The 19,805-nt window shown below is 40.5% G+C and carries 13 protein-coding genes, 1 tRNA gene, 1 other RNA gene and 1 pseudogene; 4 read left to right on the top strand and 12 right to left on the bottom strand.

Going from position 1 to position 19,805, the window contains the following annotated elements:
• Nucleotides 1-24: 24 nt before the first annotated feature.
• The 8 genes and pseudogenes from B5P37_RS06670 to gltB form a co-directional block, all read right to left on the bottom strand.
• A complete protein-coding gene (locus B5P37_RS06670) occupies nucleotides 25-558 on the bottom strand; it encodes a GNAT family N-acetyltransferase (protein WP_085238437.1) in 534 nt (177 codons plus the stop codon).
• A 104-nt stretch (nucleotides 559-662) separates the two neighbouring features.
• Nucleotides 663-932: signal recognition particle sRNA large type (gene ffs / locus B5P37_RS06665), an RNA gene on the bottom strand.
• A gap of 92 nt (nucleotides 933-1,024) precedes the next feature.
• Nucleotides 1,025-1,753 carry a trehalose operon repressor gene (gene treR, locus B5P37_RS06660; protein ID WP_085237496.1) on the bottom strand — a complete coding sequence of 243 codons (729 nt, stop codon included), beginning with the start codon at nucleotides 1,751-1,753 and terminating at the stop codon, nucleotides 1,025-1,027.
• Nucleotides 1,754-1,772: 19 nt separating this feature from the next.
• Nucleotides 1,773-3,404 carry an alpha,alpha-phosphotrehalase gene (gene treC / locus B5P37_RS06655; protein ID WP_085237495.1) on the bottom strand — a complete coding sequence of 544 codons (1,632 nt, stop codon included), beginning with the start codon at nucleotides 3,402-3,404 and terminating at the stop codon, nucleotides 1,773-1,775.
• Nucleotides 3,405-3,444: 40 nt separating this feature from the next.
• On the bottom strand, nucleotides 3,445-4,884 hold the full coding sequence (gene treP / locus B5P37_RS06650; protein WP_085237494.1) for a PTS system trehalose-specific EIIBC component: 1,440 nt from the start codon (nucleotides 4,882-4,884) through the stop codon (nucleotides 3,445-3,447).
• A gap of 338 nt (nucleotides 4,885-5,222) precedes the next feature.
• Nucleotides 5,223-5,315: transfer RNA gene (locus B5P37_RS06645), tRNA-Ser, on the bottom strand.
• Nucleotides 5,316-5,381: 66 nt separating this feature from the next.
• Nucleotides 5,382-6,839, bottom strand: a complete 1,458-nt coding sequence (locus B5P37_RS06640; protein ID WP_085237493.1) for a glutamate synthase subunit beta — start codon at nucleotides 6,837-6,839, stop codon at nucleotides 5,382-5,384.
• A gap of 12 nt (nucleotides 6,840-6,851) precedes the next feature.
• Nucleotides 6,852-11,356, bottom strand: a pseudogene (gltB, locus tag B5P37_RS06635) (glutamate synthase large subunit).
• Between the two features lie 120 nt (nucleotides 11,357-11,476).
• Between gltB and gltC the strand changes: the two are divergent.
• Genes gltC through B5P37_RS06620 form a run of 3 tightly spaced genes read left to right on the top strand, consistent with a single transcriptional unit; the run spans nucleotide 11,477 to nucleotide 14,248 of the window.
• A complete protein-coding gene (gene gltC / locus B5P37_RS06630) occupies nucleotides 11,477-12,355 on the top strand; it encodes a glutamate biosynthesis transcriptional regulator GltC (protein ID WP_085237492.1) in 879 nt (292 codons plus the stop codon).
• A gap of 13 nt (nucleotides 12,356-12,368) precedes the next feature.
• Nucleotides 12,369-13,478, top strand: coding sequence for a YibE/F family protein (locus B5P37_RS06625; RefSeq protein WP_085237491.1), 1,110 nt, complete (start codon nucleotides 12,369-12,371; stop codon nucleotides 13,476-13,478).
• A complete protein-coding gene (locus B5P37_RS06620) occupies nucleotides 13,475-14,248 on the top strand; it encodes a YibE/F family protein (RefSeq protein WP_085237490.1) in 774 nt (257 codons plus the stop codon). The genes B5P37_RS06625 and B5P37_RS06620 overlap by 4 nt, the downstream gene beginning before the upstream one ends.
• A gap of 278 nt (nucleotides 14,249-14,526) precedes the next feature.
• Here B5P37_RS06620 and isaB read toward each other — a convergent pair whose 3' ends face one another.
• On the bottom strand, nucleotides 14,527-15,051 hold the full coding sequence (isaB, locus tag B5P37_RS06615; RefSeq protein ID WP_240622379.1) for an immunodominant staphylococcal antigen IsaB family protein: 525 nt from the start codon (nucleotides 15,049-15,051) through the stop codon (nucleotides 14,527-14,529).
• A gap of 276 nt (nucleotides 15,052-15,327) precedes the next feature.
• On the opposite strand from isaB, the gene B5P37_RS06610 reads away from it, so the two are divergent.
• Nucleotides 15,328-15,615, top strand: coding sequence for a hypothetical protein (locus tag B5P37_RS06610; protein ID WP_085237488.1), 288 nt, complete (start codon nucleotides 15,328-15,330; stop codon nucleotides 15,613-15,615).
• A gap of 295 nt (nucleotides 15,616-15,910) precedes the next feature.
• Here B5P37_RS06610 and B5P37_RS06605 read toward each other — a convergent pair whose 3' ends face one another.
• The 3 genes from B5P37_RS06605 to B5P37_RS06595 form a co-directional block, all read right to left on the bottom strand.
• Nucleotides 15,911-16,933 (bottom strand): LysM peptidoglycan-binding domain-containing protein, encoded by a 1,023-nt coding sequence (locus B5P37_RS06605; RefSeq protein ID WP_085237487.1) that lies wholly within the window; start codon nucleotides 16,931-16,933, stop codon nucleotides 15,911-15,913.
• 695 nt (nucleotides 16,934-17,628) lie between these two features.
• On the bottom strand, nucleotides 17,629-18,774 hold the full coding sequence (locus B5P37_RS06600; protein WP_085237486.1) for a bifunctional cystathionine gamma-lyase/homocysteine desulfhydrase: 1,146 nt from the start codon (nucleotides 18,772-18,774) through the stop codon (nucleotides 17,629-17,631).
• Entirely contained in the window at nucleotides 18,767-19,672 is a 906-nt protein-coding gene (locus B5P37_RS06595) for a PLP-dependent cysteine synthase family protein (RefSeq protein ID WP_085237485.1), read from the bottom strand. Before B5P37_RS06595 ends, B5P37_RS06600 begins: the two co-directional genes overlap by 8 nt.
• Nucleotides 19,673-19,805 lie beyond the last annotated feature (133 nt).

The following is a 19,805-nucleotide window of genomic DNA, read 5'->3' as shown; positions in this document are numbered from 1 at the left end:
CCCACTCATTTGTACGGAGACATCTTATTCAAAAAAGACTTCAGGATAGATTACCTTCCCATTTGGCGGGTCTTCGAGACTATCCCATAAAAATTTGACATAGAAGTTTTCGGGCGGTATATCCAACGGGGTAACAATATGGTGATGGCTTGCTTGCTCATAGTCTAATTGTTCATAAAAATCTCCATGACCGTGAGCAACGATAGTTGTATATTCTTCAGACAAAGCACGTTCCTCTAATGCATGTACGAGCGCTTTCCCAATTCCTTTATGACGAAATGACGTTGAAACAACTAAACTATTTAAAGCTAACGCGACATATGTTGTCGTTTCATTTTGGATACGCACTTCTGAACACATCGCATGACCAATGATTCTGCCGTCTTCCGTCTTTGCCACGACTTCTAATTCGTAATGATAATTCGGTGATAAACGCAAACGCTTTACTAAGCAGTGTTCTTGATGATTGGATTCGGGTTGCTCGGCAAAAACATTGGCAATCATTTCATAAGTCGCGTCATAATCATTTTCTGTTGGTGTGCTTAAAAATATTGACATACCTTCCACCTCTTTCCACCTATTGATGCGTATTAAAAAAAGAGCGACTCTACAAAGCCACTCTGCCATCTCTATTATAAGTATCATATTTTTTAAATGAATAACCGTACACCTTTGTGTCGAATGCGCATCATAAACGTTACCAAAGTCGACAGCTAAATCTCGGCTACCCTACGGCACATACGAGGGTCCACTTAATGCTGCTTCCGTCAGGACCTGACATGGTTCATGGGTTCATATTGCATAGGACCAAGATCTTCAAACACCTCGTGCTTTGGGCTGACTCTACAAGTACGCACCCTTCACAAAGGAATTCGGCCTCGCATAAAGCGGATTTCGAGATCAGGGAACCGCTACCTCCCCGCTTAGCACGGTACATACAATAATACTATACTTATGATTTAAAATGCAAGCATAACTCTACGTGATATCACTTAAAAATAGCACAACATGTCGTCCACCATCATCAATGCGAATGTCGTCGTGAAAAATCGATAAATTTAAACTCCGTGGCAATATGTTTAGAAATATTATACTGAAACTTTGTCGTATCTTTCAAATGGACGATACCTCTGACTGTTGCCGAGTATTGAGGTGTCACATCACCAAAAGCTTCACGCTCTTGCGCCCCAAAAGGCTCAAATGTAATAGATTTACTTGAGAAACTGATTTCAAAACCCTTTTGTTGCTCTATATATTCATACAATGAGTTTTGAACAATCGCCTCAGTTAAGTCTGGGAATAAGTCCACTAACACATAATCTTCGTCAACAATTTTTGTCACATGCTCAATTTGTCGATAACGAACAATATGCCATAAGCGTCTTGATGCAGTGAGCTCTAACACTTTTTTAACATGAGGCACCTCATGCGCTTCTATCTGCTCAAAACATGTGACCACTGTTTCATAGTGGCGTCCGAGCTGAGATTGAATTTCTTTAAAGCTTTTCAAATCCGTAAATGGAAACTCTGTAACACCTTGATATATTACGACTGAACCCTTTCCACGAATTTTTTGTATCATGCCTTCAGACACAAGCATGTTCAAACTTTTTCGCACTGTTTCACGTGACACTTGATACATTTCTACCAATTGATGCTCAGAAGGTAATTGTTCACCATATCCATATTCTTCATTTAAAATTGCCAGACGCAGACGCTCATAAATATGCTGAAATTTATTCAAGTTGTTCATTTGGCTTGCCTCACATTTCTTATCTTGCTATTACGATGGCTGCATATGCATCGAGTTCTCGTGCTTCTATTGTACCATTTTGTAGTATTACAGAACCAGAGGCATCTAAATCTTCTGGCAAACGCACTTTTTCAGCTGTCATGTTGGCAATCACCAACCATGTCTCACCTTGATAACGGCGTTCATATACAAATAGTTCCGGGTGATCAAGGTAACGCGGTATCACTTCACCATATGTGATAATGTCATGCTGATGTCTCAGATGAATGAGTGTCTTGTACATATAAAAGATAGACGACGTATCTGCTAAAGCCGCTTCAACATTAATCGTTGGATAATTCTCAGCCACATCTATCCAAGGTGTGCCTGTAGTAAATCCTCCATGAGGCTGCGCATTCCATTGCATCGGCGTTCTCGAATTGTCACGTGATTTTTGACCGAATATCGTTAATATTTCTTCTTCCGAAACGTTTGCCGCACGCAAGTTTCGATAAGCATTCAACGATTCTACATCTCGGTATTGATGAATCGAATGAAAATGTGGATTCGTCATGCCGATTTCTTCACCTTGATATATATACGGCGTCCCTTGCAATAAATGCAACACCATCGCTAAAGTTTTAGCACTTTGTTGGCGCAACGTCTCATCTTCATCGGTACCAAATCTAGATACGACGCGCGGTTGGTCATGATTGCACCAAAAGAGCGCATTCCAGCCGCCCCCTTCAGAAATGCCTGTTTGCCAATCCATCAATATTTGTTTGAGTTGCAAAAGGTCAAATTTTTGATTGGTCCATTTTTCGCCATCACGGTAATCCACTTTTAAATGATGAAAATTGAATACACTGCTCAATTCTTGACGCTCTGGATGTGTATATTGAATACAATGTTCAATCGATGTAGAAGACATTTCTCCTACTGTCATCATCTCTTTATCCCCAAACGTATGTCGATTCATTTCGTGAATATATTCATGAACACGTGGGCCATCGGTATAGAACTCTTTCCCAATCTGTGTTGAATTTTGAAACGCCCCTTTAGAAATCAAATTAATGACATCAAATCGAAAGCCATCGACACCGAAATCAATCCAATAATTAATCATTTCATATAGCGCATGTCTCACCTTTGGATTATCCCAATTCAAATCCGCTTGTGTGACGTCAAACAAATGTAAATAGTAGGCATCTGTCGCTTCATCGTACTGCCAAGCATTACCCCCGAATTTAGAAAGCCAATTGGTCGGTGGCCCCTTTTTTGAACATCGGAAGAAGTAATAATCTCTATATGGATTTTCTGCGGACTGTTTTGCTTGTTGAAACCATTGATGTTCTGTAGACGTATGGTTAATGACAATATCTAGCATGATTTTTAGCCCTTTGGCATGCGCGACGTCAATCAATTCACTTAAGTCCGCTTTACTCCCAAACTGCGCATTCACCTCATAATAATCACGAATATCATATCCATTGTCATTCATAGGGGAATCATAAATCGGAGTGAGCCATAAATAGTCCACACCTAAAAACTTTAAATAGTCCAGCTTCTCGATAATACCTCTTAAATCCCCCTCACCATTGCCTGTTGTATCATTAAAGGACTTCGGATAAATCTGATAAACGACTGATTTCTTCCAATCTTGCTTTACCATGTCAAACCACCTTATTCTCTTTATCTTCTTTTACTTTCCATTATTGTGACTGATTGTCGTCAGCTTTTTTCGATTTTTCACGGCTCAGTTTTGAAAACAAAATCGTTAACACTGCAGGGACAATCATAGAAATCAGCGTAGCAATACTGTAAATGCCCCAGAATTGAGATTGGATGGAAATCATCGCGGGCACACCCCCAACACCGACTTGTCCTAATACACCCGAACCGCCAACCATTGCACCTGTGAACATCGTTGTAATAATCGCCGCAAAAAATGGGTATTTCAACGGCAAGTTCACCCCAAACATCGCAGGCTCAGTGACACCTAAAAATCCTGATATCCCCGATGTCATTGCTAAACCTTGTTCTTTAGTCTTTTTGCGTTTCTTAAAGACAAACCAAGCCCCAAACGCTGCAGAACCTTGTGCAATATTAGAAAGCGCTAAAATCGGCCATAAATATGTACCACCTAAAGAACTTCCCATCAATTGAAAATCTACTGCTAAAAACATATGATGTAGCCCTGTAATGACCAACGGCGCATAGAATAAACCGTAAATGGCACCCCCTAACCAACCTGCGTGACTAAACAAAAACTGAACTGCTGTTGTAATACCCATACCTATCCATAATGCTAGAGGACCGATGAAAAGGAACGCCAAAAATCCAGTTACTAATAACGCAATAGGCCCTACTACAAGCAATTTAATTGAATCATGTACAACCTTATTAAGTCCTTTTTCAATTTGAGCCAAAACGTACGCCGCAAGCAAAACAGGTAACACTTGACCTTGATAATTCAATTGCTTAATTTCCAATCCAAAAATGTGCCATGTTGGAATATGATCCACTTTACCGATATCATATTGTGATAATAATTGCGGGTGCATCAATACTAAACCTAGCACAATCCCTAGTACGGGGTTGCCACCAAAGACGCGCATTGCACTCCATCCCACCAGTGCAGGCAAGAAGATAAACGCTGTTGTTGCGATGACATTGATAATGTTTGCAAAATCAGCGACTTGTGGAAATCGTTCAATAATGGAAGGCGTGTTCCCCAAACCTTTCATCGTTAATACATTATTAATCCCTAATAGCAAACCTGCCGTCACAATTGCCGGTAAGATCGGAATAAAAATGTCCCCTAGGAGCTTAATCAATCGTTGAAGTGGATTCCCCTTTTTGGCTGCCTGTGCTTTTGCTTCATCTTTTGAGACTGCTTGCGTATTGGTTTCTTCTATCAATATTTTATACGCTTCATCTACTGTTCCAGGACCAATCACTATTTGATATTGCTGATCTGCTTTAAATTGTCCTTTTACTAATGGATTTTCACTCAGTCTTTCTTTATCGACCCGATGATCATCGTTTAACACCAATCTCAGTCGCGTCACACAGTGTGTTGCAGACTGAATGTTCTCTTCACCCCCTATTGCTTCAATAATATCTTTAACATCCTTCTTTTTTACAGCCATTTTTGTCACTCCCATCTTAACTTGTATAGACAATTGTATCTTGTACGTACAAGTTTTGTAAAGGCTTACATTTCTATTTTCTTTTTACGCTATAGTCCATCCATCTCCTGTCATAAAATTCGAACACTTCACCTCTACATTTCATACACTCATTTGTAAACACTATAAATCGGTTCAGCAACGGTTTCACTGCAACAGTAAACCCCCACACATCTGTCATACAGACGCGCAGGGGAGATCGATACGTGCGCTATCGACGGCGCACCTAAAAAAAGCCAAGCATTCAATCTCTTGAATGTTTGGCTTTTATATCTATTAGTCTTGGATTTTACTTATAATGGCGGAGGAAGAGGGATTCGAACCCCCGCGAGCCGTTAAGCCCCTGTCGGTTTTCAAGACCGATCCCTTCAGCCAGACTTGGGTATTCCTCCGTGTGACGAGCACATAACATATATTATTATAGCTCGTTCACATTGTCAACAAGAATTTTACAAATTTTATACAAAAACTTTTGTGCTTAAGTATTTATCTACTGATTGTGCCACTTCACGACCTTCTTTGATCGCCCAAACAACAAGACTTTGGCCTCGACGCGCATCTCCAGCGGCAAAATATTTTTGTTGGTTCGTGCGATAATCTGTCGCATTCGCTTCAATTTTTTGACGGTTCACTTTTAGTTCAAGCGCGTGTGTTAATGGTGCGTTGACCCCTTCAAAACCAATTGCTAATAATACTAAATCAGCTGGAATAAATATTTCTCTGTCATCCCCTACAATCGTCCCATCCGCTTTATCTTGTTGGACTTGTGCATATATCCCTTTGACGTGACCAAGATCGTCGACATCAAATCGCATCGTTTGTATTCCATACGCTCGAGGTTCTTGACCGAATTTCGCTTCATATTCTTGATGTGCGTAATCCTTTTTTAATACCGGTTGCGCAAGTGGCCAACTCTCATTAATCTCAAAATGTTCGGGTTTGCGCGCTTTTCGATTGAATTGAACAATAGATTCACACCCGTCACGTAAAGCAGTCGCCACACAGTCTGCCCCTGTATCACCATCACCAATGACCACGACCTTTTTCCCTTTAGCTGAAATCGTTTGTGTTGTCGTTTCTTTTAATAACAGCTGCGTTTGTTCAGTAAGATAATCCATAGCAAAGTGAATCCCTTGTCCCATACGCCCTTCTAATGGCAAATCTCTTGGTTTTTCAGCACCTGTACAAACAATAATGGCATCATAAGCCGCATCTAGCTCACTTTTACTGATGTCTTTCCCAACTTCAACATTACATTCAAACGTAATTCCTGCCTCCTCCAATAAGCGGATACGGCGAAAAACGACTGCTTTATCTAACTTCATATTGGGAATACCATAAGTGAGCAATCCGCCCGGTTTTTCGTTTTTCTCATAAACGACAACGCTATATCCTAATGCATTCAGTTCTTCTGCTGCCGCTAGTCCAGCGGGGCCACTTCCAATAATGGCCACTTTTTCATCACGCTGTGTTGTGGCTATTTTTGGTTTTACCCATCCCTGTTCAAACGCCTCGTCAATAATCGTTCTTTCAATCCCCTTGATTGCAACAGAATCACGATTAATTTTCATTACACATGATGCTTCGCATGGTGCTGGACAGACATAACCTGTAAAGTCAGGAAAATTATTCGTCTCTGCTAAACGTGCATAAGCCGTTTTAAAATCACCTCGATAAACAAGGTCATTCCACTCTGGGATATAATTACCGAGTGGACAACCGACTGTCTCGCGCCCTACCATCTCACCCACCTGACAAAATGGTGTACCACAGTCCATACAGCGTGCGCCTTGTTGTTGCGCCTCTGCTTGAGAAAAGCGTGATTGATACGCCTCGTAATGATGAATACGTGCTGTCAAAGGCATTTCTGCGAGTTGTTGTTTATCATATTTCATAAAACCTTTAAATTCACCCATAGTTAGCCTCCTTTAGTACACAGCAATCGCTTGTACTTGTGATTGTTCTCTATGCGCTCCATCATCGTTAAATGCTGCTAAGAGCGCTTCATCTTGTGACGGGCGATGTTGTTGATAATAATGAATTTTTTGAACCATTTGCTTATAATCTTTTGGAATGATTTTGATACATTGCTGTAATTGCCCTTCAAAGTCTTCAAGAATAGCCGCTGCTTTTTGACTTGATGTATATTCAAGATGGCGTGTGAGCATCCCTTTCAGCATGGCTTTTTCCGCTTCATCTTCTACCGTATCAAAATCCAATGTTGCTAAATGGTTTTGTGCTTTAAATTGTGCAACGTCTGTTGGGAAGGCGTAACAAACACCCCCACTCATACCTTGACCAAAGTTTTTGCCGACGTCTCCTAAAATCACGACACGTCCACCTGTCATATATTCCAAACCGTGATCTCCTACACCTTCAACGACCACATGCACGCCACTATTACGAATACAAAAACGTTCGCCTGCACGACCATTGATATACGCTTCACCCTTTGTCGCACCATAGAAACAAACATTACCGACAATAATTTCATCTTCGCGTTCAACACGCGGCGCATTAACCACAATCTTACCCCCAGATAAGCCTTTACCCACATAGTCATTGGCATCACCTGTATGGTGGAGCGTCATTCCCTGTGGCATCCATGCACCTAAACTTTGCCCAGCATGACCATGAGTTTCAGTCACAATCGTATCTGCTGGCAAAGCCGCCAAACCATGGTGTCGCGTCACTTCACTCCCCGTAACAACACCGACATTACGCTGTTCATTGCCGATTTCAAATCGACCTTTAAACGATGTCCCCGACTGAATCGCCGCTTGAGCTGCCGGAAGAAGTGTCGTTAAATCAAAACCATTTTCCAAGCCATGCTGTTGTTCGATGATTTTCGTACGTGGTCCTTCATGTTGATGTAACAAACGTTCCAATTCCATCTCGCGCGCTTTCGGATGATGATACGCAGCAGAAGAACGTTTGAGCAGATCCGTACGTCCGACGAGCTCATCAACAGTACGAATACCAAGTTCCGCCATGATTTCACGTAATTCTTCAGCAACAAAACGCATGTAGTTCACCACGTGTTGCGCTTTCCCTGTGTACAATTGACGCAAATCCCCATTTTGAGTGGCAATACCCACTGGACAAGTGTCTTTGTGACAGACACGCATCATAATGCACCCTAAGACAACTAAAGGTGCGGTCGCAAAACCAAATTCTTCTGCACCTAAGATACATGCATACGCCACATCTTTACCCGTGAGTAGCTTACCATCTGTTTCAAGACGAACACGTGAACGTAAATTGTTTAACATGAGCGTCTGATGCGTTTCAGCAAGCCCAAGTTCCCATGGCAAACCAGCATGTTGAATACTCGTTTTTGGAGAGGCACCTGTCCCACCATCATATCCACTAATGACAATTTTATCGGCAAAAGCTTTTGCGACCCCTGCCGCAATCGTTCCTACGCCTGATTTTGACACTAATTTCACAGTAATATCTGCGTCTCTGTTTACATTTTTCAAATCATGAATCAATTGTGCCAAATCCTCGATAGAATAAATATCATGGTGTGGTGGCGGTGAAATCAAACCAATTCCAGGTGTTGAACCACGTACTTCAGCAATCCACGGATACACTTTACTGCCTGGCAACTGACCCCCTTCACCAGGTTTCGCACCTTGCGCTACTTTGATTTGTATTTCTTTCGCATGTTGTAAATAATGGCTTGTCACGCCGAAACGACCAGAAGCCACCTGTTTAATTGCACTTTTGAAGTCGCGTCCATCTGCTTGTGTTTCATAACGCGAAAGTGCTTCTCCACCTTCACCACTATTACTTTTACCACCCAATTGATTCATCGCTTCAGCTAACGTTTGATGCGCCTCTTGAGAAATAGAGCCATAACTCATCGCACCCGTTTTAAAGCGCTTCACAATTTCTTCAACTGATTCTACTTGTTCAATATCAATAGCAGTTTGTGATTTAAAAGCAAACAGGTCTCTAATATGACTACTTGTTTGTTCGTTCGCCACTTTTGAAAATGCTTTGAATTGTGCATAGTCATTGTCACGACAAGCATGTTGTAACAAGCGAATCGTCGTTGGGTTAAATGTGTGATGTTGCCCTTGTTGTCGCCACTGGAATGTACTTCCTGGCGCCAATGTATCGCCTTTCACGACTTGACGCGCTTTATTTTCCTTATCTAATGTTTCAATGGAGATGCCCGATAATTTTGAGGTTGTGCCCGTAAAATATTGGTCGATTACTGACGTTGATAGACCTACAGCCTCAAAGATTTGCGCCCCTTGATAACTTTGGACTGTTGAAATTCCCATCTTCGCCATGACTTTAATGAGACCTTCCGATAAGATCGCATTGTAGCGCAACACATTTGCACTCACTTCACCTTCTAATTTTCCGTGTTCCGTCAACTCTGCCACCGTTTCTTGCGCAAGGTAAGGCACTACGGCATTTGCACCATAACCGATTAAACATGCGAGATGATGCACTTCACGCGTTTCGCCTGATTGTGCAACGATGCTCGTTTGCATACGTAAATTTTCACGAATGAGCAACTGGTGAATATGACTGACTGCGAGCAAAGTCGGCATCGCATATCGATCAGGTTGCGTCACATCGCTATCATCTAAGACAATCACCTCAGCGCCTTCACGAACGGCTTGTACAACCGCTTCGCCAAGTGCATCTAGGGCTGCTTTCAATCCATCTGTATAACCTGTTGAAAAATAAGCCGTTTTCAACGCTTGTTGCCCAATAACGTTCAATTGTGCTGGCGTCAGCACTGGATGTTTCAATTGAACGCGTTGCAATGCATCCGGTCCTGGTTGTAGTAAATTCCCTTCTTTTCCTAAATAGCTCAGTTCACTCGTCACTATTTTTTCACGATAAGCATCAATAGGCGGGTTGGTGACTTGCGCAAATAATTGTTTGAAGTAGTTAAACAGTGATTCCGGTTGTTCACTCAACACAGCTAAAGGCGCATCATAGCCCATTGCCCCAATCGGATCTTCCCCCCACTGACAAGCTCCGTTAAATATTTGTCCAATTCTTCTTTCGTATAACCAAAGCGTTGTTGCATCTTAAATACTTGCTCTGATGTCATCTTCCCTTTTTCATAAGGCACCGCTTCTAAATCGAGCTGATATTGATGATTTTCTAACCATTCAAGATAAGGTTGTTGTTCAGCAATGACCGTTTTTAACTCATGGTTTTCAATCACTTTATGCTGATTAAAATCGACAAGCAACAATTTTCCAGGATTCAACTGTCCTTTAAATTTTACATCTGCTTCATCAACATCTACCACACCGACTTCAGAAGAAAAGACGATCTCATTTTGCTTTGTAATTGTATAACGGCCTGGTCTCAAACCATTTCGATCCGTTAAAGCGCCTAATTTATCGCCATCACAAAATGAAATCATTGTAGGTCCATCCCACGGTTCCATTAAATAACTATAAAACTCATAAAACGCTCGTACTTTGGGATCGTTACTTTCGTTATACAACCACGGTTCTGGGATAAGCAACATCGCCGCTTGTTCCGGAGACATCGCCAAACTCAAAAATTCTAAAGCGTTATCAACAATGGCTGAATCACTACCATCTTCATCCAAAATTTGATGCACTTTATGTTGATCATCACCAAAAATCGTCTCTATCAAACGGCGTTGACGCGCTCTCATCCAGTTCACATTTCCACGAATCGTATTAATCTCACCATTATGCATCAACAAACGATTAGGATGTGCACGCTCCCAACTTGGAAACGTATTCGTACTGAATCGGGAATGCACGGAACCAAACTTCGACACGTAAGACGGATGTTGTAAATCTACATATAAAGATTTAATTTGATCAGAGCGTAACCAACCTTTGTAAACGATTGTTCGAGTTGATAAGCTCGTAAAATATAAATCTAATTGATGTGACTCCCCATATTTTTCAATTTGTTTACGCGCCAAATACAGTGCACGTGTAAAGTGGGTTGCTTTTTCATTCGTTACAAAAACTTGTTGAATCACGGGCATCGTTTCCGCAACGTGTGATGCCAGACAAGCTACATCAACGGGCACTTGACGATACCCGAGAACACGGAGCCCTTCCTCTTCAAAGAAAGAGGCAATTGCTGTTGCATGAGGCGTGTCAGAAAGCCATACGTTGGTGAATAACATCCCCACAGCGTATTCACCTTCATTCGGCAAATCAAAATCAACGACTTCTGAGAAATATTGATATGGGACTTCAGTCATAATTCCCGCACCGTCACCCGTAATACCGTCCGCACCAATGCCCCCACGGTGATCGAGACGGCGCAACATTTCTAAAGACTTCTCAACAATGGCATGAGAACGTTCATTATTCATATTGGCATAAAAACCAATTCCACACGCATCATGTTCTTCACGACTGTCATAGAGTCCAATTTTTGAATAAGGATAATTGTTAGACATTTCTGACACCTCTCTTTAGTAATATTTAAACTATACAGCAAACCGATTTATCACATCAATATATACATGAGATGAAATTCATCTCATTTTGAGATAATATAAAGGCGAGGGGGCAGTGATATGGAGCTTAAACAACTAAAGTATTTTGTAGAAGTGGCAAAGCGTGAACATATTTCAGAAGCAGCACTCGAACTGAATGTCGCACAATCCGCAATTAGCCGGCACATTCACAATCTGGAGAATGAGCTCGAAACTTCATTATTTTATCGCCGTGGACGCAATGTCTTTTTAACATCTGAAGGCAAGCAATTGCTGGAACATGCACAACAAATATTAGAACAAGTCGACACCACCTTATCTCAATTTCAGACACAAGTCCACCAAAAGCAGAGCGTCTTTACAATTGGTTATGTCGACGGTTCGATTGGTCAAATTTTACCTCAAGTGATGCAAACGATTGAAAATGAGTTAGCTTTATCAATCATTCCGAGCCTACTTGATGAAGCAACGACGTTACAAGCATTGCAAGCGCAAGAAATTGATTTAGCACTGACGACAGATTTGAGGATGGATCACAGCTATGAAACCATCTCACTTTTTGAGGAGACGTATGTCCTTTATGGAGAAACGCATGCACCGCTCATGAATGTCCCTCATCCACCGCTGTCACATTTATTGAAGCAACCGTTATACGTGCTTGAACCTATACCGAGCGACTTAAAATCATACCTAGTCACGCATGCCGAGATGCCAATCCATACGATAAACAATGTTGCCTTTGCACGATTTGTTTTGCAAAACCAAAAAGGCTTTGTACTTGCACCTGCTTACATCAACTTATATAGTCAAAGTCAGCAATGGAAAAAAATATCATTGTCGCATACCGATTTCAAGAAAACGGTACAACTTGTGTATCGACGAGATTTACAAAAACCATTGCGCAATGATGTCGTTCAAATCATTGTCAATCATATACAACAACGTTCGATTTATCATTAAGGAGACATGTCTTATGAAGCAGCTTTTATATAAAAGAAGCTATTTGATTATTGCAATCAGTGTGACTATTGCAATAATGGCTATTCTGTTCACTCGTTATAACAGCACTTTTTACCATATCCCTATTGGTGAAGTGACTCAAATCGAGACGCATCAACAAGAAAAAACAGTAGATGCACAACACAATCAAGATATTAAATACACCGATACGTTAAACATCAAACTATTAAATACTGAACAAAAAGGAGACACCCTTCACGTTGAGCATCGATATAATGCATCTAAAACCGAAGAACAGGCCTACCATCCAGGTGATAAAGTGTTGCTCCATATCGGAAAAGATAAAACAGATACATATATTATTGAGAAGAAACGAGATACCGTCATCGTCACGATCATCAGTCTTTTCTTGATATGTTTGCTCGTAGTCGGACAACGTATTGGCTTACAATCCATTGTATCTTTACTCATTAATACGATCGCAATTCTTTTGGCGATTCAGTTATACCATACGTATCCCCAATTAGATTTGTTTGTATTGATGATGATTGCTACAATCATTGCCACAACTTTAACTTTATGGCTCGTCATTGGTTGGTCAATGCGTACAGTCATCACGATTGTCAGTACACTTTTAGGGACATTCATTTGCATCTTCATCGCATGGCTCGTCATCACATTAACTGATAGCCAAGGCATTAAATATGAAACGATGAGTTTCCTTACGATTCAACCTCGAACCGTTTTTCTTAGCTCTGTGATGGTTGGAACATTAGGTGCTGTCATGGATGTTGCGATTACAATTTCAAGTGGGATGTATGAAGTGTTGCAACGTACACCACAAATTTCAATCCAGCGTTGGATTCAAGCAGGTCGAAATATCGGTCGAGATATTATGGGTACGATGACAAATATCTTATTATTTTCATATCTCGCAGGTAGCTTACCTTTACTCTTGCTCTATTTGAAGAATGGTAATACCTTAACTTATAGTATTTCTATGAACTGGTCGTTAGAAATTTCCCGGGCAATGACTGGGGGAATCGGTATTGTATTGACCATACCGCTTACGCTTTTTCTCATGCGTCTCTGGTTCAAATGGCAAGGAGGTGACTCACAATGAATGCGATTGTTATTCTCGGCGTCATTCTTTTTATACTCATGTTAGCTTTTGGAGGTAAGACCGGACTTGTTGCGTTTCTCACGCTATTTTTAAACTTTATTGTATTGTTCATTACTGTGATTATCATGCTGTTCGGAGCGCCGATTTATTTGCTCACTTTTCTTTTCTGCATTATTGTTGCGCTCATCAATTTATTTTTGCTCAATCGTTTCAATACGAAAACATTGGCCGCTTTTATCGCAAGTGTGGTAACCACTATACTAATGATTGGCGCAGTATACTTTTCTGTACATTGGGGCCACCTCCAAGGTTTCACCCAAGAAGAGCAAGATGAAACATACATCTTTTCATTAAATATAGGGATGGACATGGAACAATTTATGATTTTCACCGTCCTACTCGCAGTCATTGCAGCAGTGATTGATCTTGCAATTACAATCAGCTCACCTGTTTTTGAATTACATGAAACAAACCCTACCCTAACACAAAGAGAACTGTTTCAATCCGGGATGCGCGTCGGGCGTGAAATATTAGCGACTTCCGCAAATACAATCTATCTCGCATTAATTGGAGGATCTATGACGATTGTATTCTGGTTTTTCAATTTACATTATAGTGTCGCGCATTTACTCAATGCTAAACTCTTCGCACAAGAGTTAATTACGATTGCATTAGGTGGGATTGCCATTGCGATATGTATTCCAATTACAGCATTCATCACCGCGTGGCTCGTCAAACACCGCCATCGTTTACCATTTCATCTTGATTAAGCTGAAAATTGCAGATATCTATAAGACAAACAGAGTCGCCATATTTGTTTGTCAGTAGCAAGTTACAACATATCAAAACGCACGATTTCACATATCATCATATGATGTCATCGCTATTAAAGAAGCTCCAAAATTCATTTTTTCTCATGAATTTTGGAGCTTTTCACAATATCAATCAGACAATCATCGCAAGCACCTGCATGATACAATCCATATAAAGTCATCTCACAGACGCTGTGCTCACTATGGCAAATAGAGACGGACTCAATTGAAGTGAATTACTTACTTTCTTTTGCTTTAATCACAATCGAGTTGCCCGGATAAAATGCGACTTGTGTCGTTTTCGCATCATAAATTTCGCCTTCTTTCACATGTTTGCGAATCGATTGTGCGCTATGATTCACTTTATCAATAAGCAACGTCAAGTTAACTAACTGATTCTTGCTATTAATACCGACGATAACGTCATTTTTTTCATAGTATGTGACGCCTTTTGACACATAGTATTTCTTCAAACCATTGCCAAGCGCTTTTTTGACTTCGTCGTATGTTGACGTCCCGACCTTCAAACCTTCATATTTAAAGTTATCATGTTGCAGTGCTTTGTAGAAGTAAGCATTGTCCAAGGTTGCATTTCCGCTATAATTAAACAAACCACTATATGTGTAATACGGTGTCTGTTGTGCTGACGCTGCATGCGCATTCGTAAGTTGTGTATTTCCTACAGCTGAAGTACCTAACAGCGACCCTAAAGTTAAACTGGCTACGATACCTATCTTTGTCAATTGTTTCAATGATATCACTCCGTTTTTTTGTTATTTTCAAAATTTAGTAATCTAATTCAATTAACTTCTTCAAACTTGACTTCTTAGATTTTTATAACTTATATATCAAGTTGTTTCCTAATTGAATAATAACAAATGACTTCAGTATTTTCACTTATAACCCTCTCATACATTTGACCGATTTATCACTAAGACTCTCGTTCTTCTCACACGAATGATGGAAGCAAATAGCGGTGATTTTCGCCTGAAAATGTTATAATAAATGACATCATGCACTTTATGGAGGGGGATACGATGGCAAAAAAATCAAAAAAGTCTTTAAGTCTTCTATCAGGGGCATTATCAGGTGCAACCTTACTCGTAGACTTCTATAATTCATATGTTTATCGCTCAAAAAACCGCAAATTAAGCTATATTTCTGTCGGTATCGGGGTTACTGATATTTTCCTTGATTTTTATCTATCATTCGGATCTAAAAATAAATTCGTCAAAGCTTGGTCCGTTTTTTCTATGGGTCGTCAAGTACTCGGTGCTGTCAAAAAAGTCAAAGCGATACAAACCCAACACGAAACGTCACGATAGCGTTAAAACAAACGTTTCATCTGCACTTGATAAGATTTAGTAGAAAGTCAGCCACATATGCGCTGGCTTTTTTTGTGTGACGAACTGAAAAAGCCGCTAAAATCCAAAGAATGAATTTTAACGACTTTTTTAGCTCACGCACTCGAACACCCCAGTCCAAGTACATGCTTGTTATTTCGAATCAATGAACGACATGTCATATCATTGCTCGATTCGTATGACTATTTTATATTCATGTCGAAAACATAAGGCGTACGACTTAATTTGGCACACACCACGACATTCAAAATGCAAATTAATGAATATACTTAAATGAATTTACAAGATAGCTTGGCACCGTACGATATGTCAATACACCTGGCGCTGCACTGAAATTCATCTCTGATACTAGGATGCTTCCATCCCAATTAATACGTTCCACATAAGAAACATGTCCGTAGTAGCCTAAATCAGACTGTAAAATTGAACCTACTTCTGGTGAATGATTAATTGTGTAACCGTCACGTGCGGCATTATCGTCCCACGCATTCGCATTCCACCAATACGTACTAATCCCACGACCTGCTTCTTTACGTTTATTAAACACATACCATGTACATTGTCCCCAATCGTAAAGATTCGCATGATTGAACACAGGAGATGTATAACCTGTATTTGTTGTCGTTTTTGCCGTCGTTGATGTTGTAGGCGATGTCTTTTGAGCTGTACCGCTCACTCTAAGTTGTTGACCAGGAAAAATAAGAAAAGAAGTCAACCCATTTAAATCCATAATGTGGCGATATGTAGTGCCGTATTTAGATGCGATAAGCGATAGTGAGTCTCCCGGTTGAACAGTGTAAAAAGTTGTATTTCCTGAAGACGTGTTTGATGTAGAAGCCGGTTTCGACTGTCTTGCAGGTTTGCTTGGTGTTGACGCTGTACCACTTACTTTAAGCTGTTGACCAGGAAAGATAAGGAAAGATGTCAATCCATTTAAATCCATAATGTGACGATACGTTGTCCCATATTTCGATGCAATAAGTGACAATGAATCTCCAGGTCGAACCGTGTAATAGCTTGTACGACTTGAACTTGATGATTGACTTTGTGTACGTGTACTACTACTTCCTGATACTTTCAAAATTTGTCTGGGGAAAATTAAATTAGAAGACAAATTATTATCTGCTTTAAGTTGAGCAATTGTTGTATTGAATTGGTTTGCAATTAACCAAAGTGAGTCCCCGGGTTTCACTTGGTAAGTCGAAGCGTCCGCATGACTTGCTACCAATGTTGCAACAGCTGTTGTACCAACCATGGCTGTCATAATCTTTTTACGCATTCGTTTCCCTCCTTATAAAATAGAAGATAATATTCTTATACAGTTTTATATTATACACCTTTTGTAGTGTGGAAATATGTCTGTTATATAACATTATGATTACAAAATTTTCCCGCAAAAAAAGCGCTACCTTTCCACGCCCTTGATTCGATACTTCCTACACTTTACAGGACAATGGGCTCCAACATTGATTGATAGACCTTTACAATAACATCACAAAAGCGCCCTTTTCTCGCTATTACTCCTGTTATATTGCGAATTACAGCCCATCCCCCCTACTTGTGAAAGTATGTTACATATTGTTATGGAAAAAAAACATCTGAATTGTTGCGATTATCATGGGATGATCCGTGTTGAAAGTAGCGCATAATAGGTTGCAATTGTATTTCAAGATATATTGAATTTTAGAAAATCTAAATGATACGTTTTAAATTCTATCAAGCTTTATTTTTAAAGTCCATCCATTTAAATAACACTTCCACACGATGACGTCCTGTGCTCTGAAACTTCAGTAAGACGGTACACCCCACTCTCTCCATATAAAAAAGCACCTCAAAGCTGCGTGTTAACGCCAACTTTTGAGGTACATATCGACACAAGTTTAAAAACGGCACTGATACAATACATGTATCATGCTATGCGTAGCCTTCTGTTTCATCGTTTTCAGACACCACGGCCAATTCCATTCTGTCTTATTATACCAACGCATCTAACGCCTGTTTCAAATCTGCAACTAAATCATCCGTATCTTCTATTCCTAATGAGACTCTCACCAGGCCATCTACAATGCCTTCTTTGGCACGGATTTCTGGTGGAATAGAGGCATGTGTCATTAAACTCGGTACAGAAATTAAACTTTCAACTGCACCTAAGCTTTCTGCCAAGGTGAAATACTTCGTTTGCTTGACAAGACGCTTTGCTTTGTCAACATCTGCAACCACAAATGATACCACTCCTGTCGTTCCTTCAGCTTGTGCTTGGTGAATATCATAATTGTAATGTGATGTAAGGCTTGGGTGATACACTGCTTCCACGTTTTGATGATGCGATAACATTTCAACAACTGCTCTCGCATTTCGTTCAATTTGATCCATACGTAAACCTAATGTTTTCATTCCACGAATCAACAAATAACTATCTTGTGGTCCAAGGACGCCACCAGTCGAATTTTGGATAAATCCGACACGTTCAGCTAATTTTTCATCTTTGACGACCACCAGTCCAGCTACGACATCACTATGCCCTCCTAAATACTTTGTCGCTGAATGGAGCACAATATCCGCTCCAAGTGTGAGTGGCGTTTGAAAATAGGGTGTCATAAATGTGTTATCCACAACGGTAAGCAATTGATGTTGCTGCCCTAATCGACTCACCGCTTCAATATCAGTCACACGCAACAATGGATTTGACGGAGTTTCAATAAATAACATTTTCGTATGTGCTTTAATTTTTTCTTCTATATTTTTAATATCGGTCGTATTTACAAAGTCAAATTCGATGCCCATCCGAGCAAAGACACGCGTCATTGCTCGATAGGAGCCTCCATAAACATCTGAACCGACAATCACATGATCCCCTTGATCAAGCAACATCATCACAGCACTCACTGCAGCCATCCCTGAACCAAACGCAAAGCCATATCGCCCTTGTTCTAATTCAGCAATCACAGATTCAAGTGCATCACGCGTTGGATTAGCTGTACGTGAATACTCATATCCTTGTCTCAATTCACCAATCGCATCTTGCTCATATGTACTCGTTTGATAAATAGGTGTTGTCACAGCACCCGTGTATGCATCTGTCGTCTTTCCTCCATGAATCAGTAAAGTCTTTTTATTCATTTGAACTTCCTCCATATTGAAATATATTTTTTGACATATAGCGGTCACTCCCATCCGGAAATATGACCACGATTTTACCCTGATCTAATCGTTTTGCAACTCTGAGTGCTCCTTCTAACGCAGCACCTGAAGAGCTTCCTACCAATAGACTTTCATAACGCGCTAGGTTTTTCACATGCTCAAACGCCACTGCATCTGATACAACCTCAATCGCTTGAATCCATGCTTTATTTAAAAATGTTGGCCATGCTTCAACCCCGATACCTTCCGTATCATGGCGCCCTTTTTCTTGACCACTTAATACGGAACCAGTGGGCTCAACGACAACCGATTGAACATGATAAGGTTGTAACGCTTCAGCTACACCCGCAAACGTCCCGCCAGAACCCGCACCCGCTACAAAATAATCTAAATCAGGTAACGCCTCAATCAGTTCTCGTGCTAATGTCTCACGGTAGGCTGCCGGATTAGCCTTTGTTTCAAATTGATTCGTATAATAAGCCCCCGTTTGTGTAGCAAAAGCTTCAGCCGCTTTACGTGCACCAAGCATCCCTTCTGACCGAGGCGTCCGATAAATTTCAGCACCTAGTGCACGCATAATTGAAATTTTCTCTTCTGAAAATCCTTCTGGCGCAAAAATAACGGAAGCGATTTGATAATGATTGGCAGCGATCGTTAAACCAATCCCCGTATTCCCAGCCGTCGCTTCGACAATTGTCTCTCCGGAACGAAGGGCTCCGGATTGTATCGCTTGCTCAATTAAATATTTACCTAATCGGTCTTTCACACTACCACCCGGGTTATACATCTCAAGCTTGGCGTAGATTTGGACACGCTCTGTACTATAATGTTCAAGTTGCACAAGTGGTGTTTGACCAATCAAATCGAAATTTCTCAACCCTATCCCCCCAGCTCAACTTTTAATCCTTAGTTAATTCATATGAATTATAAATCAAATAGACATTGCATGCAATTCACGTGCCTTGCTAGATTGTCGATAGTCATAAAAAAGCTTATTTATCAGTTATAAT

This window comes from Staphylococcus lutrae (assembly GCF_002101335.1).
GTDB classification, from domain to species: Bacteria; Bacillota; Bacilli; order Staphylococcales; family Staphylococcaceae; genus Staphylococcus; species Staphylococcus lutrae.
This window is presented reverse-complemented; position numbering and strand designations above follow the sequence as displayed.